We start from the raw sequence: 13,559 nt of genomic DNA on the forward strand, positions 1-13,559 counted from the left end.
GCCGGACCGGACGAACCTGCATACCCGCCACTACCGCGGCCGACAGGAAAAGCGTGCGGGGCGACCCCGACGGTTTTGAGGCTCGCCCTCCACCCCCCGACTATGCTCCGCCGTCTCCGTGAGACTGGCCCCGTCGGTCTCGTGCCGCTGGCGTGGACGTTCGCGATCGCCGCGCACAACGAGGTACTCGGTCTCCAGCCAGTCCGTATCGGTCACGTCGTGATGAGCGTGCTCCTGCTCCTGTTCGCCATCCTCTCCTGGCAGGACATGACCGACGGTGCACTCTTGACGTGGCGACGGGTCATCGTGGTCGGATTCCTCATCACCGCGACCGGGACCGCGGCGCTGTTCGTCGAGCCGCCAGTCGAACCCGTCCTCGCCGGCGTCGTCTGCGGCTGGCTCGTCCTCCCGGGCCTGGGGTTGCTCGACACGGGACGACGCGTCGCGGCCTACCCGCGTGTCTACTTCGCTGGTGGGACACTCAGCCTGCTCGGAGCGCTGGTATACGCAGGGGGCGTCGTCGTGGGCGAGCCGGCCGTCGTGACTGCCGGCCTGGGTGTCGGCGGCGTGGGACAGACCGCCGGCATCGTCGCCGCAGCCGTGGGATCCTGATCGCTGGCCGCCCCGGCACGCGGCGCCTGTCGCCACAAGGCACATGACGCTGGCTCCAGAATCGCCCCGTGCATGCTCGACGCAGAACTCGAAGTCTGTCCCGACTGTGGAACCCTGCACATGGAAGGCGGTCCCGGTCCCCGGGACGTCGAGGAGTGCGCCAACTGCGGCGGCCACCTCTCCGAGGTCGAACTCGACGACCTGATCGGGCTCTAGGCCCCGTAGCGACGCCGTCTCGAACACTCGAATGGAGTGTTCGGCTCGGACCTGACACGTTTATATCTCCCCAGCCAGGAATCGAGGGTAATGAGCGATCTCGCTGCCTACCTTGGGTTTCTGGCGATCGCGCTGGCGACTCACGCGCTGATCGGCTACACGCTCGGGCAGTTCCTGTTCGACCGGCCCTGGGCAGGTCTCGTCGGTGGGCTGGCTGCCGATATCGATCTGCTCTTTCTGGGCATGTTCGAGTGGCCGTTCATCCATCGCGGGATCACGCACACGCTGTTGATCGGTGGGCTGGCGACGGCCGTGGTTCTCGCCCGTGAGCGACGACTTGGGCTGGCCTTCGGCGTCGGCTACGCTTCGCAGTTACTGATCGACACGACGACTCCCAAGGGCGTCCCGCACCTCTATCCGCTCGTGGAGACGTCGTTCTACGTCGACCTCGGGACGACCGGCCACTCGCCCGGCCCGACCGTCGCGTTCTGGGTGCTCTGTCTGGGACTGCTGTGGTACTACGATCATCTCTCGATTCCTGATCGGCTCTCCCGGTCGGTGTGAGCACAGCACGGAGCCTATTCGTCACGTGCGGCCGTGCTTTGTGGTCGATTTGTGTACCACAGCGCCCACGCGACGAGGACGGCCTGCAATGGCAGGCGCGCCCACAGCGCTGCGTCGGAGACGTTCCCGACGGGGCCAGGAAGGTCGAGCTCGTCGCTCGTCGCCATGTAGACGTTGGCCGGAAAGACCGCCACCAGCAGCGCGACGATCCCCCACGCCGAGACGTTCCGCGTCCGCTCGAAGAGGACGCCGACGCCGAGGACGATCTCCGCTATCCCGGAGAGATAGACGAGCGCCCGTGGTCGCGGGAGTTGTGGCGGGACGATCCGTGCGAACATCGACGGGGAGAGAAAGTGCGCCACGCCCGCGAGGACGTACGCGAACCCCATCACGTACCGAAGCGGCCGTTTCGATCGGGAAACGAGGCTGGATGACACGGTCGAAAGGTTGGGATGGGAGTGGGGTAAGCATTCGCCTCGTTAGAAGCGTCACAGACAGCCTCCCCGATCTGAGCCTCGCCGAGACATTCCGGGTGCTCGCTTCGCTGCGCTCCCGGGCTGTGACTCGTCTGCTCAAATCGGCTCGGATGGATTTCTGCTGCTCGCGGATTGCTCGCAGCAGAAATGCCGCCTCCCGGATATATACCAAGAGTTCAAATGCCTACCCGTTCTAAATTAGAGTATGCCAAGGTTGCCACCCGCGATCGAAACACTCCACACGCGGATTGAGAATTCGGAGACCCTCGCACCAGAAGATAAGGATGTCCTCCTGAAGTTCTCTTCAGAGCTCGGGGTGCATAACTACTCTGTGGGGCGATGGTCAAAGCTCCTCCAGCACTGCACGATGATGGCTGGGGATTCGTCCAAATACTCCCCAGATGAACTACCCAAGCCAGATTTAGCAGAAATCATCGGAGAGTCAAAGAAAGAGAAAGATGCCGCGAAGAAATACGTCAGGTGGATCAACGCGAACTATGATAACGAAGAGTCGAAACGTGACCATCGAGTCGCGCTACGAATGCTTGGTGGGCACCTAACAGAAGGTGATTACGAGGAAGAGAAACCATCAAGTGTTGAGTGGATCTCGGCTGATCTCCCGAAGGACTATGATCCAAAGCCCGACCCGACGAAGATGTGGTGGTGGGACGATCACATTGTTCCTGTCCTGAATAACGCTAAATACGCACGCAACAAGGCAGCGGTCGCTGTAGACTGGGATGCTGGTCCACGCTCCGGGGAGTTTCGTGAACTCACTGTTGGTGACGTTAGTGACCACAAGTACGGGATGGAGATCACCGTTGATGGGAAGAAAGGTCGCCGCTCAATGGTGCTCATCTCATCAGTCCCATACCTCAAACGCTGGTTAGAGGTTCACCCTCGGGGTAACGAGCCTGATGCACCGCTTTGGTCGGACTTAGACACCGGGCGGGATGTGAGCTACAACATGAAGTTGAAGATGCTTCGAGCACCCGTCAAGCGAGCGGTTGATAACGGCGATCTCAGAAAGCCATCGAAGATGGAATTCACGCGGATGCGGAAGTCTTCCGCGAGTTACCTCGCGCGAAAGAACGTGTCACAGAATCATATAGAGAACCATCATGGCTGGGTGAAAAACAGCGATGAAGCTCGACGATATATCGATGTGTTCCGGGAGGATACTGCTCGTGAAGTGGCCCGTGCCCATGGAGTAGACGTTTCGGAGGATGAGATCGAGGATATCGGGCCGGTGCAGTGTCCACGTTGTCAACGCGATACGCCCAGGGGAGAAGCCCAATGTATGTGGTGTGGGCAGGCTCTGGGTCCGAAGGGTGTCGAGCGGCTCGAAGAACGGGAAGAACGACTCTTCGACTCCGCGTTGGAAGCTGATGGCGACATGAAAGAGCGAGTCAAGAGCATCCAAAGCGAGATCGAGGAACTCCGCTCATTGGGGCTTGAAATATAGAACATACACTTCCGGTAAAGCCCCAAGATAGAGTTAGATTCGGTCTTGTTGTCTCATCTCATTTTTCAGTTATAACTAGCCCCCTGTTCGTTTTCGATTTGTATCCTCTCACTGATCGAACGGAATCAATGGTGTTCCCTTTCCTCCCATCGATCCTGAGTACTATTGGCGTAGTATTCCAGAGACTGAATGGTCTCTTCATCGTCGGTGGGCCATCTCCCGGTGTTGCGGACACCAAACCCTGCTCTCTGAGAAATTCGAGGAGGGTTTGTCCGTACAATTCTTTGGACCTGTTGTTCAGTCCTTCCGCAGAGTACCGGGTATTCGCGGTGATGTATTCCCAGGATGGTTCGTGGTCGCGCGGCAGTCCATCCAGTTGAAATTGCTCGTGGAGAATCGCTGGTAACTGTTCTTCGAGTGTTTTCTGGTCGGCACGTCACCTCACTCTGAGTCGTCACCTCGTGTTCGATCTAATTCTTCTAAGATGCGTTCGGCGTCGTAGGCGAACGGGAGATCGCTCGCTGCGATTGCCTCCAAATCATCTCGTAGGTCCTCTGCCGTGTCGATAGCCGACTGGTATGAGTCAGAAGCTTCAGAACTCATGTTGACTCTGTTCACCTCTGTTCGGTCGATTGTTGCTCAAATACATAGTAATTCTAATTTTGAGTAAGTAGTGGTTTGATTCACTGTAAGTTAAAACCTTGGAGCCCGAAGAGGAGGATAACAACATGCCGAACGACACCTCAAACACCTCTGATGACGAAACAGAGACTGTCGGGAATTTAGAGAAAACCAGCAACTCGGGCTCTGAATACCCTGATAAGAACAGTAAATCCGTAGACGCTACTGAAGATACAAAACCGGATGATGAACCGGAAACCGAGATTGATCATCAGAAGGTCAGAGACTTCTTCCAGAAGAAAGGCGCAGTAGAAATCCTCGCTCAGCTCGCTGATGGGCCCAAGCGATTCAGCGAAATCGATGATGCACTCGCGGTGAGCCACGGCACGGTTGCAAGTCGGCTCACCGAAGGTGCCAAAACTGGACTCTGGAAAGAGTATTTCCAATATCCAGATGATGGCGGGAAAATCAAGCTATACCAACTCAACCCTGAAGCTGAAGACCTCGCTGAGATCGCTCAACACAACAATATCGCTGAGACAACGGAACGCAAACGACAGGCCACCGAACAACACGCCGATGCTGTCTCGAACTTCCAAGACGAGATCAAAACAGACGACTCTGAAACGTGAGCACCACAATCAACACTCAAGTGGCTGTATATTTTGCTCTTGATGGATTCTGTATACTTTAGAGATGATTCCGACGTGGAGGACACTACGTTCGGTTGTTTTTACCCAATATTGAAAAATAAGACACATTATAATTTGTCGCCGACGTGAATTCTTCTCGGTCTGTGGGGGATATCGACAGACAGCGACACTCATTCTATGGGGCCATATTATAGAACCCAAGAGGCGACTTATTTTGCTCTTAGCAACTGTTGCGGCATCTGAATACGGGGGCAATCACTTATCACGCACCACAAGTTATGATAATCTATATTTGGTGTACGACGGCCCTCCAATCAAGCATACTGATGACTCAGCTCCTGTGCAGGCACCAGACGATGGCACCTACACAGCGCCGACTGCCTATGCACCGTTTCCAGAGAAGGATGGCGTTGATTCGGATAGACGGAAGTATGGACCGATAGAACGCCGTGGGATTGACATCCAAGTCTCTTCGCCCGTTGATGACGTTGAGACGTTATTCCGTCGGACACACCTCACTGCGCAGTTTCATGCCGAGAATCGTGATTTCTGGAAGGATATATCAGAGTATGAGAACGATGGTGGGAAGCTCTATGATGAGGTTGTTCTGAATCTCTGTGACGAGAAACTGGCACTTGAGGGGATTAATACGGCGGAACTTGATATCCCCGAGCGCCGGCTGAAAGCGCTCTTTCTGCGATTGGCGCGCGGGCAAAATGGGACGGAACTGCATGCGTACTTATCTGGTCCCGATCCTGTCGATTCTGTCGTTCATACACTGCTCGGGTACGAAGGGCCGGATGATATCCCCTCGTACAACGTCTTACAGCGTGAGTTCCGCGAGCTTAGCGAAGGCAACGATATAGATCTGGATGCCTTCAAAGATGCGGTTACCAGGACTGTGTATGCTGTCTTTCGAGCGGGAGTCGTTCCACCGGACGCAATCAAGGAATCGTACAGTTTTGATGCTGTTGCGCCGCCACTAAATGAGAAGTCAGTCTCACGTGAGACGAAAAAAGAAGAACTACGAAATTGGGTGCGTCTCTTGCTGGATCACACCACCGACCCGCTAACGTTCGGCCGCACTACCGAGAAGGTTAATCACGATATGCGGGCGTTTATCGGTGCCCTCGCTACATCGGCACTATTTGACTGTGGCTTAGAAGAAATGAAAGATGTCTGTGATTGGGACTATCCCCGAGAGAATATCCCATCGGGCGGCTGGCTACACAACTACGTCCCTGAACGAGTACCGGCCGAGTATGACTTACGCGACTTTACTCCTGACGCAGATCCCGCTTCGATACCATCCATCGATGCACAATTCGATGCGGTACATACCCGGACGCTGGCCCTAGCGAAGGAGTTTGGATTTTGGTCACGGTCAGATCCGCTCAATATTGGCGCTGATATGTTCCGCATCGATTGGACAGGAGACTCTCTTGAAGCCACAATCGGTCGTCCACCGAAAGCTGACAACGACGCCGTTACTGAGCAGTGGACCTTTCTCGTCGCCGGTGGCATTGACACAGAGAGCCGATTTGTCCTCGGCGGTCGTTTGGTGGCGACACTATATGACTATCCGACGGCTCTTGCTGAGATTCTATCGAATACCTTCGACACCGTCGATATCGACTCTATTTTCATCGACAGCGAAATCATCGGGGGCGAACTGATCGAGACAGTCCGACGCTTCGCGGGCGACGATTGGGTCATCAGTGCGCCGGACCACACGATTATCAAAGGTTTGAGACGGTTGACGCCAAGCAACTGCATCGGATTCGCTCAGGACGTGAAGTGGAACGTAGAGCCCAAGCCAAATGTGGTCACATATCCATACAACAGTGATGATCCGGACCTCGTCGAGATCGACCCTGAGAAGGTATTAACAGAAGAGATACAACATGAAGAAGACGGCGAAAAGGTTCGCGTTCCACTTGCGACCGGAGATGAGGGGGATACCAGGGTTCAGGGTCCACTAGTTCCTGACGATGCAATACCGATGCTTACTGAAGCGTTTTCGGACCTAGCTGCACAGGACGGGGTTGGCATCAATAAACACGCCACGCATGCGACGTATCTTACGGACCGCTCCCTACGGTATCGCTCAGGGGCTGGCGTTCGAGATGAGTATATCCAGCGGTGGGCCATCGAACCGACTATCGGCCAGATTGTCCATAATTTTATGCCACACATCAAGGGCAAAGATCCCAAACAGCGTCTGTACGGCATGCACATCGCTATTCTGTTTTACAATTGGCACACGATGATCAATCGGTGCCTCTCACCACGCGGGCTTCGGCTTGATGTCACCGATACCCAACTCCTTCAAGCAATTCGGGACGTAGCGTTTGATCCAGTGGACTACGATGCCTTCTGGTCAGAATAGGATGCGACAAGCCGAGAGTGGCGTACCAGAATAAGCCACTAACCTCATCTTACACGTCGAATCAACCATGAGACTCCGATACTACGCTGATTCCGACATTCGTGAACACCACGAGCACGTTCTCCAACTGTTACGGACGCTCCACGACAACCACGGTATCGTGGTGGAGATTGACCGTATCGACGAACAGCATGGGCCGATCACGGAGTTCCCCGGTGAGATGCGGGCTTCGACGCCAGAAGACATCTACGAACGCGATCTCAAACGGAACCGTGCCCTAAACCAGTCCATCGAACCGACCCCCTCGGAAGGGTTCAAACGGTACGGCAAGTTCGATATTGCCGGCAACATCGCACTCGTTGATGACGAAGGGACTGTCCAGTGGGCTTCGACGCTGCCGGGCTATGCTGACGGCTACGGACCAGGTGTCGAGGACCGAACAGCCATGGACTTCCTCGAAGATATCGCCACGCCGCCAAGCAACCGTGTCTGTGTCGAGTGTCTCCACCTGCTGGACGGCGACGAACGCTTCTGTCCGAACTGTGGCGCAGAACTCCGGTAACGAACAGTAGTAGTCCCGCGATTCCACAGCTTCCATTGTTCCTGCGCAACTAAGGGCCTGCTTGTACGCGCCGACTGATGGGCAGCACACGCTTTGGAAACAGAATCGAAGATGTCGATCACTATTCTCTCGACATCGGTCGATCCCACAGTTCTCGACGCACCTACTGCGACGCGCTCGGGTCAACGATTTGCTCAAGATCGAACAACTGCAGGTCGTCACGATCGGCTGCCGAATCATGAACAGACTGCGTGAATCCGTTCCGGGCGAACAACGCATACTCGTGCTCAACGCCTGTACCATCGGGCGACCATCGAATTTCCTCCGTGTGGGATTCAAGTGAGGCGAGCGCGCTGTAATCGAACGGTGCAGACGTGAACTTGCACTCACCCGTCACCATCGTCCCGTTTGCGGTGAGCCCGACGACATCCACTTCGTGTTCGTTGTACCACCAGCGTCCGATGTCGGTGAACATCGTATCGGGATAGAGGTCAGGCAAGATATCCTGACACCGAGTTTCGAATGCCGGGCTCACGAAATCCGCTAGTTCCGGTTCGATAACCGTCTCGTACGCATCGGCCCCCAATCGCTCGTACCGGTCTTCGTTCCCGTAGACGAACCGGAACCAAAACCGGAACAACGGGTCGAGAATCCGGTACCGCCCGCGCCGTGACTTCGCCTTATCTTCCGTCACCGGCACCTCCCGTTCGACTAGCCGTAGCCGCTCCAGTTTCTGCGTATACGTCGAAATCTGCTTACTCTCGATCCCGACCGTTTGCGCGATTTCATTCGACGTCGTGTTCCCGGCCGCGATCGCCTTCAGAATAGCAAAGTACCGGTTCGGTTCAGTCAACTCAGTCCGAAGGACGTACTCCGGTTCGTCATGCAGGAATCCCTGCCGTGACAGCAGCGACTGCTGGATGACTGTTCCGAGGTCACCATCTAGGTCGATGCCGTCCAAATAGTACGGTGTCCCGCCAAACACGCCCCACGCGAACAGCAACTGTTCGGGGGTATAGCTCTCGGGAAAGAACGTCCGCACGGCAGCAAAGTCGAGCTGGCGGAGATCGATTTTCTCAGTGAATCGACCATACAGAGGACTGTTCCCGAGGAGTGTCGCCTCCTCCATCATACTAATCGAGGATCCCACGAGCACGAGCGTCACGCCCGTGTCACGCAACTCCTGATCCCAGAGTCGCTGGATAACCGACGGAAGACTCTCGTCGGCGTCAATCAGGTACGGAAACTCGTCCAGCACGATGACTGCATCCTGGTCAGCGAGATACCCAAGCAGCGATTCCCACTCGTTCTCGATTCGGTCGATACCCGGAAACGACTCAGCCGCTACGTCCACGAACGCGTCCAGTTGGATTTGCCGGGTTGTTTCAGTCGCTTGGTACAGAACGGCGTCATCGCGGTTTGTTAGTGACTCTCGGACGAGTTCGGTTTTCCCGAGACGGCGACGTCCGAAAATCACGACCATATCAGCGTCGTCCGACTCATAGCAGTCTCGAAGCCGACTGAGTTCATCCTCCCGATCCACGAATCGCTCCATATCCTTTGACTGCCGCCCAGTCAGATAAAACTCTCGAATAGACTAACGCAGAATAGGCTAACTGAGAATTGGCTAACTGGTGATTGTCTCCATATATAATTCAGTGACAGCAGAAACAGCCCTCTATTGCCGAGGCGACTTCGAGGACGGCTGATGTCTCGAATCCAACTGGCCGCTACCGTGTGTCGCTTATCCGTCGTCTCGCTCGATAGTCCAGTACTTCGCTGGCATACCCGGCATCATCTCGATCACTCTCTGCAACGGTTTCGAACGCCTGGCGCGAAATTTGCTTTGTCAGTAACTCACTGTCCTCAATCTTCCAGGCAAACGGCTCAGTAGGATCTATCCCCCGCTCTTGCAACATCTCCTCGTCCACGCGTAAAGACATCACAAGCTCGTCGCCATAGGCACGTGCCTGATTACGGCTCAACACCAAGTTATCCAGATACCCGTCACCACCTGGCGTAGGTGTCGCCCACTCGACTGTCCAGTCAGACCCGACGTGATCTGAATGCATGCCTCATCGTAGGTCGTGGGAGAAGAAAACCTTCGATGACGTGGTTCTCGATTGATCGCCAACTGTGCTTTTGCCACTCGAAATAGAACGTGTCGCCATGTCCACAGACGAGACGTATTGTGTGCGGGAGAATACGGGAAACTCGGCCCATCCCTCCGTCGATGACGTCATTGAGCTCGCCTTAGAACGAGCGGCCGATCACCGACCGGAACAGGACCCAGACGCCCACTTCGACCGATACGTCAGCACCGCTCTCGAAGCGCATAGCAAATCTGCAGTTACCGAGTGTATCCGTCTCGTCCTCATTGAGGGATTCACCCAACGCTCAGCTGGCGTCAAAGCCTTTGGCGAAGACGACTACGTTCGCGGGATTGAGGTCGGCGTTGCCAGTCGTTCCTATCTCCGGGAACTCCTTGATGAGCAAGCGACCGAGTCGTGAGTAGCAAGGAGGGAAACAGTCGAGAAGGTCGGTCTCTCAACTTTGGAGTCTCTTTGTAGACTCCAAAGTTAAGGGCGTCCAGGCCAATAGCAGTATATAAAGAGGGTATCCCGAAATGAGCAGTCCTGCAAACTCCAAAGTTCGCGCGAAGGTATGGATGACACCGGACCAAGTCGAAGCACTCCGATCAGCATGCTACACCACCGGTGTAGAATACCTCCAACAGCGCAACGAAGCGATCATCGTGTTCACGTACGATACTGGACTCCGCGTTGGAGAGCTCGTCCAGATTGACAAGACGTTGCTCCGAAACGGAAACTCGGAACTCTATCTCCCGACAGACATCCAGAAGGATTACCCGAACGAGAATTCCCCACCGCCCGTGACCCTCACACTATCGAAGGACACGGCGCGATTGCTCTCAGCATATCTTAACTCCCGCTGGAAAGACCCGCAAGCACTCTTCCCGTCTCGATCCTCTGATCGGATTTCTGAACAAGGCGTTCGGAATATGCTTCACAAGATCGCTGAGGAAGCAGGGGTTCATCCATACAAGATTGATGGCACCCAGGGTAACGCCAGTGACGTGACACCGCACACACTCCGACATAGCGTCGCCTACAGAATGATGAACGAAGAAGACGAAAATACGCTCTACGATGTCCGGAATCGATTACGACATCGCAGTATCCAGACCACTGAACGAATCTACGATCATATGCTGAAGGTCTAATCCCGCTTGAGGACAACAATCGGCTTTCCGACGCGACTTCGAAGCGAATCTGTCTAACGAGAGGGCCACGAAGGACATCGCGGCACAGAATTCTCTCCAGCGTCCCGGATTAATCGACGTACCCACGATCACGGAGAAATGCATAACGGTTCTTGTGATTGCCGAGAATCCCTTCGTGAGGAGACTCTTCAGCATACCGGCGTAGGATTTCGGGATCATCAATGGCGACGCCGTAGTAGTGATCAAACGCTGCTGTCGTCGTATCAACGAGATGCTCCCCATCAAGCAGACACCAAGCGTGCTCTATCCCGCCAACGTCGGAATCAGTCATGACTGCGAACCCTTCGACGTAGCTAAATCTCTCGTTGAACTCCCACATCCCGAGCGAATTATTGAAACACGACTTTTCGGCCGGGTCAGTCACTCGAATCCCGTCCGCAATGAGATCCTGGTCGTCACTATTCACGTCGTTCGAAAGGGTTACCGACCGACCAGCAACCGTCGCATGTTCGAGTTCGCTTTGCGACACGCCTTGCCCATGATCTGAAACATATTCGTGCAATGGCGACACGTTCTCCGACGCCTCCACGTATTTTGTAGCAGCGTTCATCTTCCCGCACCAACGACTACAGTCGCACCACTGGGTTGACCCTGTCCTTGTTTCTGAACTTGCTCTCTTTCGAATAGCATGGTGAACAGGCGAAACCAGCATGCAGGGATAAACCCTCGTGCTCTCAGCAACACGGTCGAGAAGTCGTCCACACACTCCGTCTCCCGCTGGATTTCGACTCGCCCATTCGACGCAACACTTCCAATACTTTGCCGCAACATGCAACGAATTCTTCGTAATCCAGAGACGGTCCCATCCGCCGCGCAAACCCGACTGCTTACAAGCCGTTGCGGGCGCACTCGCAGCAACACTCAACGCGTCCAACGACGCGGATGGGTTGCAGCTAAGGGACGCCCATCGATCCCAACCGAAACGCAGGGAGGACCGAAAAAGACACGCCAATTGAGAGCAGTTGGGAGCGACTCACAGTGCGAACATATCGCCGGGGTCGTGCCAACGGCTAAAAGTCTTCGTAGACCACTGTGCCCGAAAATGGGGTGAAGAAACGGACGGGACGTCCCATTGCAATTGAAATTTCTTGCCTGTGAAATCGTGATTTCTGAATCCACGATATCGTCTTGGCGCGCCTAGAGCGTCGAATACTGAATAGAGTGGTCTGTTTTTCACGCTGGTGGGTGACTGTGGAATATCGCTTTTCCCCCGAGGTATAACTTGCTCCCAGAATTCGATTGGAGCATATGCGCCTCATGGACTGCCGGGAGTTCCTCTCCCGGTACGCAGCTGGCGAGAGTTACAAACCATATGGCGGCCCTCTCCAAGACGGCACCAGCCCTCCATCGGCATTCAATGACCATCAGACAACCATCGGCTGGCCAGCGGACGGCCACGTTATCCCACGAGACAAGTATGAACATCGCCTTCGGGATACCACCCCCAATAACGACGAGGTGCGTGCTACGGAGATCTTACATTTCCTTGAAGCAGAGTGGGATACCGCAGTCGGCGCATACGGGCTCGATGGTGTTACCGAATACATCCCGTTTCATACCGATGAGCAATCATACGGTATTTACGTTCCACAGCGCTGTATCCGCAGTCTAGGACATTTACTATACGGTTGGGCACGAAAACTGACCGCGGAACCGGACACCGCGCCTGAAGCAATCCATCTCGACGCCACTGCGAATGCTCACTCCCAGTCACCGTTCGAGTCTCTAACCCAAGCATTCGACCTCGCAGCGGAATTGCTCGTCCGGTACCGCTGGGCTGACCACCAACTAGAGTTACTCGCTACACATCTAGCTGACTTCACTGGTATTGACGCGTACGACATCTACTACGACCAGAATCGGCGGCTTGACGCAGACGAAATCGCTACGCGGTACCGGTTACTCAGACAACTCGACCGTAGCACCGCGTGTCGCCGTCTCGCTCCCTCAGGCCTGTATGGCTCGTTGCTCCGCCGGATGACTGCAGCTTTCACGAACAACAACAGGAACGCTCTCTCACAGTTCAGCAGTGAGTCGCCACAGACGCTTCACAGGCAACAGGTTAGCGTGCTCTCGTCAGCGTTCGATATCAACACCACAAGTTCCGAAGGCTTCCTTGCTGATGAACTTCCCAGCCGCCGCCTCGACCGGAGTGTTCCCACCCGAATCCAGGTGTACATCACGCGACGAGAACCTGATTCGGACTATGGCACGATCACGAATCGACCAGGAACTCGCTCGCTTGAGCTAGAACCACGCCCAATCTCTCGGACGGACGAATTTGAGCGGAGCTACCAGAAGGCCGATGGGACGCTGCAACGCGATGTTGACGATCTTGTCGAAGATATCAGAAACCGGTTCGGGCATCTGACTTGGAAGGGAATGAGCTTCGGTCCAAAAGACAAACGATACATCGATGTCACAGGGAGCAAGCGGCTTGTTGTACAAATCGACGACCAGACTAAGGAAGTAACGCTGCTAGATTTCGGGTCTCACGATTTGCCGCGCCAATACGGATTCAACAAAGTCTAACACTTGACTCATTCCCCGTCATTCGCACTTCCCCGGTTTGACAATCCATGCTGATCAGCACACAAAGTAACACACGCAGCCGGGTAGCTAGATGAATTCCCAGTCCTGAAACAGCCACCTGAGCCGACGTCTGAGAGACTCACCAAACGCTACAAGACCGACTCT

General features: G+C 55.1%; 15 protein-coding genes. 10 read left to right on the forward strand and 5 right to left on the reverse strand.

Features of this window, described 5'->3' with window-relative positions:
- Nucleotides 1-102: 102 nt before the first annotated feature.
- The 3 genes from DV733_RS01065 to DV733_RS01070 all read left to right on the forward strand — a co-directional run bounded on the left by DV733_RS01065 (nucleotide 103) and on the right by DV733_RS01070 (nucleotide 1,392).
- Nucleotides 103-612, forward strand: coding sequence for a hypothetical protein (locus DV733_RS01065; protein WP_049993344.1), 510 nt, complete (start codon nucleotides 103-105; stop codon nucleotides 610-612).
- 72 nt (nucleotides 613-684) lie between these two features.
- Nucleotides 685-828, forward strand: coding sequence for a hypothetical protein (locus tag DV733_RS17220; RefSeq protein ID WP_170178680.1), 144 nt, complete (start codon nucleotides 685-687; stop codon nucleotides 826-828).
- 90 nt (nucleotides 829-918) lie between these two features.
- Complete coding sequence (locus DV733_RS01070) at nucleotides 919-1,392, forward strand: metal-dependent hydrolase (RefSeq protein WP_049993345.1); 474 nt, start codon at nucleotides 919-921, stop codon at nucleotides 1,390-1,392.
- 14 nt (nucleotides 1,393-1,406) lie between these two features.
- Here the strand turns inward: DV733_RS01070 and DV733_RS01075 are convergent, their stop codons facing one another.
- A complete protein-coding gene (locus DV733_RS01075; protein ID WP_049993346.1) occupies nucleotides 1,407-1,781 on the reverse strand; it encodes a DoxX family protein in 375 nt (124 codons plus the stop codon).
- Between the two features lie 292 nt (nucleotides 1,782-2,073).
- Between DV733_RS01075 and DV733_RS01080 the strand changes: the two genes are divergently transcribed.
- Complete coding sequence (locus DV733_RS01080) at nucleotides 2,074-3,333, forward strand: site-specific integrase (protein WP_079979393.1); 1,260 nt, start codon at nucleotides 2,074-2,076, stop codon at nucleotides 3,331-3,333.
- 441 nt (nucleotides 3,334-3,774) lie between these two features.
- Here DV733_RS01080 and DV733_RS17000 read toward each other — a convergent pair whose 3' ends face one another.
- Nucleotides 3,775-3,936, reverse strand: a complete 162-nt coding sequence (locus DV733_RS17000) for a hypothetical protein (protein WP_154019518.1) — start codon at nucleotides 3,934-3,936, stop codon at nucleotides 3,775-3,777.
- 125 nt (nucleotides 3,937-4,061) lie between these two features.
- Between DV733_RS17000 and DV733_RS01090 the strand changes: the two genes are divergently transcribed.
- The 3 genes from DV733_RS01090 (at nucleotide 4,062) to DV733_RS01100 (ending at nucleotide 7,558) form a co-directional block, all read left to right on the forward strand.
- Entirely contained in the window at nucleotides 4,062-4,586 is a 525-nt protein-coding gene (locus DV733_RS01090) for a winged helix-turn-helix transcriptional regulator (RefSeq protein WP_049993347.1), read from the forward strand.
- 316 nt (nucleotides 4,587-4,902) lie between these two features.
- Entirely contained in the window at nucleotides 4,903-6,996 is a 2,094-nt protein-coding gene (locus DV733_RS01095) for a hypothetical protein (protein ID WP_135829494.1), read from the forward strand.
- A gap of 67 nt (nucleotides 6,997-7,063) precedes the next feature.
- Nucleotides 7,064-7,558 (forward strand): zinc ribbon domain-containing protein, encoded by a 495-nt coding sequence (locus tag DV733_RS01100; protein ID WP_049993349.1) that lies wholly within the window; start codon nucleotides 7,064-7,066, stop codon nucleotides 7,556-7,558.
- Nucleotides 7,559-7,721: 163 nt separating this feature from the next.
- On the opposite strand, the gene DV733_RS01105 is transcribed toward DV733_RS01100, so the two are convergent.
- Both DV733_RS01105 and DV733_RS01110 read right to left on the reverse strand, forming a co-directional pair.
- The gene (locus DV733_RS01105) at nucleotides 7,722-9,113 is read right to left on the reverse strand and encodes an ATP-binding protein (protein WP_049993350.1); all 1,392 of its coding nucleotides are present in this window, start codon (nucleotides 9,111-9,113) and stop codon (nucleotides 7,722-7,724) included.
- Nucleotides 9,114-9,288: 175 nt separating this feature from the next.
- Nucleotides 9,289-9,630 carry a hypothetical protein gene (locus DV733_RS01110; protein ID WP_049993351.1) on the reverse strand — a complete coding sequence of 114 codons (342 nt, stop codon included), beginning with the start codon at nucleotides 9,628-9,630 and terminating at the stop codon, nucleotides 9,289-9,291.
- Nucleotides 9,631-9,727: 97 nt separating this feature from the next.
- Here DV733_RS01110 and DV733_RS01115 point away from each other — a divergent pair, with 97 nt between their 5' ends.
- Together DV733_RS01115 and DV733_RS01120 are read left to right on the forward strand one after the other, a co-directional pair.
- Nucleotides 9,728-10,069: a hypothetical protein gene (locus DV733_RS01115; protein WP_049993352.1), complete on the forward strand. Its 342-nt coding sequence runs from the start codon at nucleotides 9,728-9,730 to the stop codon at nucleotides 10,067-10,069.
- Nucleotides 10,070-10,184: 115 nt separating this feature from the next.
- Nucleotides 10,185-10,802, forward strand: coding sequence for a tyrosine-type recombinase/integrase (locus DV733_RS01120; protein WP_049993353.1), 618 nt, complete (start codon nucleotides 10,185-10,187; stop codon nucleotides 10,800-10,802).
- Between the two features lie 109 nt (nucleotides 10,803-10,911).
- Here DV733_RS01120 and DV733_RS17435 read toward each other — a convergent pair whose 3' ends face one another.
- Nucleotides 10,912-11,412 carry a hypothetical protein gene (locus DV733_RS17435; RefSeq protein ID WP_174876510.1) on the reverse strand — a complete coding sequence of 167 codons (501 nt, stop codon included), beginning with the start codon at nucleotides 11,410-11,412 and terminating at the stop codon, nucleotides 10,912-10,914.
- Between the two features lie 698 nt (nucleotides 11,413-12,110).
- Here DV733_RS17435 and DV733_RS01130 point away from each other — a divergent pair.
- On the forward strand, nucleotides 12,111-13,394 hold the full coding sequence (locus DV733_RS01130) for a hypothetical protein (RefSeq protein WP_049993354.1): 1,284 nt from the start codon (nucleotides 12,111-12,113) through the stop codon (nucleotides 13,392-13,394).
- Nucleotides 13,395-13,559 lie beyond the last annotated feature (165 nt).

It is taken from the genome of Halapricum salinum, from assembly GCF_004799665.1.
In the GTDB taxonomy this organism is placed as follows: domain Archaea; phylum Halobacteriota; class Halobacteria; order Halobacteriales; family Haloarculaceae; genus Halapricum; species Halapricum salinum.

Excerpts from the sequence above, each read along its gene's own strand:
- DV733_RS01100 (WP_049993349.1), top strand. The coding sequence starts at position 7,064 with ATGAGACTCCGATACTACGCTGATTCCGACATTCGTGAACACCACGAG.
- DV733_RS01130 (WP_049993354.1), top strand. The coding sequence starts at position 12,111 with ATGCGCCTCATGGACTGCCGGGAGTTCCTCTCCCGGTACGCAGCTGGC.
- DV733_RS01120 (WP_049993353.1), top strand. The coding sequence starts at position 10,185 with ATGAGCAGTCCTGCAAACTCCAAAGTTCGCGCGAAGGTATGGATGACA.
- DV733_RS17000 (WP_154019518.1), bottom strand. The coding sequence starts at position 3,936 with ATGAGTTCTGAAGCTTCTGACTCATACCAGTCGGCTATCGACACGGCA.
- DV733_RS01105 (WP_049993350.1), bottom strand. The coding sequence starts at position 9,113 with ATGGAGCGATTCGTGGATCGGGAGGATGAACTCAGTCGGCTTCGAGAC.
- DV733_RS17220 (WP_170178680.1), top strand. The coding sequence starts at position 685 with ATGCTCGACGCAGAACTCGAAGTCTGTCCCGACTGTGGAACCCTGCAC.
- DV733_RS01080 (WP_079979393.1), top strand. The coding sequence starts at position 2,074 with ATGCCAAGGTTGCCACCCGCGATCGAAACACTCCACACGCGGATTGAG.
- DV733_RS01070 (WP_049993345.1), top strand. The coding sequence starts at position 919 with ATGAGCGATCTCGCTGCCTACCTTGGGTTTCTGGCGATCGCGCTGGCG.
- DV733_RS01090 (WP_049993347.1), top strand. The coding sequence starts at position 4,062 with ATGCCGAACGACACCTCAAACACCTCTGATGACGAAACAGAGACTGTC.
- DV733_RS17435 (WP_174876510.1), bottom strand. The coding sequence starts at position 11,412 with ATGAACGCTGCTACAAAATACGTGGAGGCGTCGGAGAACGTGTCGCCA.
- DV733_RS01065 (WP_049993344.1), top strand. The coding sequence starts at position 103 with ATGCTCCGCCGTCTCCGTGAGACTGGCCCCGTCGGTCTCGTGCCGCTG.
- DV733_RS01115 (WP_049993352.1), top strand. The coding sequence starts at position 9,728 with ATGTCCACAGACGAGACGTATTGTGTGCGGGAGAATACGGGAAACTCG.
- DV733_RS01110 (WP_049993351.1), bottom strand. The coding sequence starts at position 9,630 with ATGCATTCAGATCACGTCGGGTCTGACTGGACAGTCGAGTGGGCGACA.
- DV733_RS01075 (WP_049993346.1), bottom strand. The coding sequence starts at position 1,781 with ATGGGGTTCGCGTACGTCCTCGCGGGCGTGGCGCACTTTCTCTCCCCG.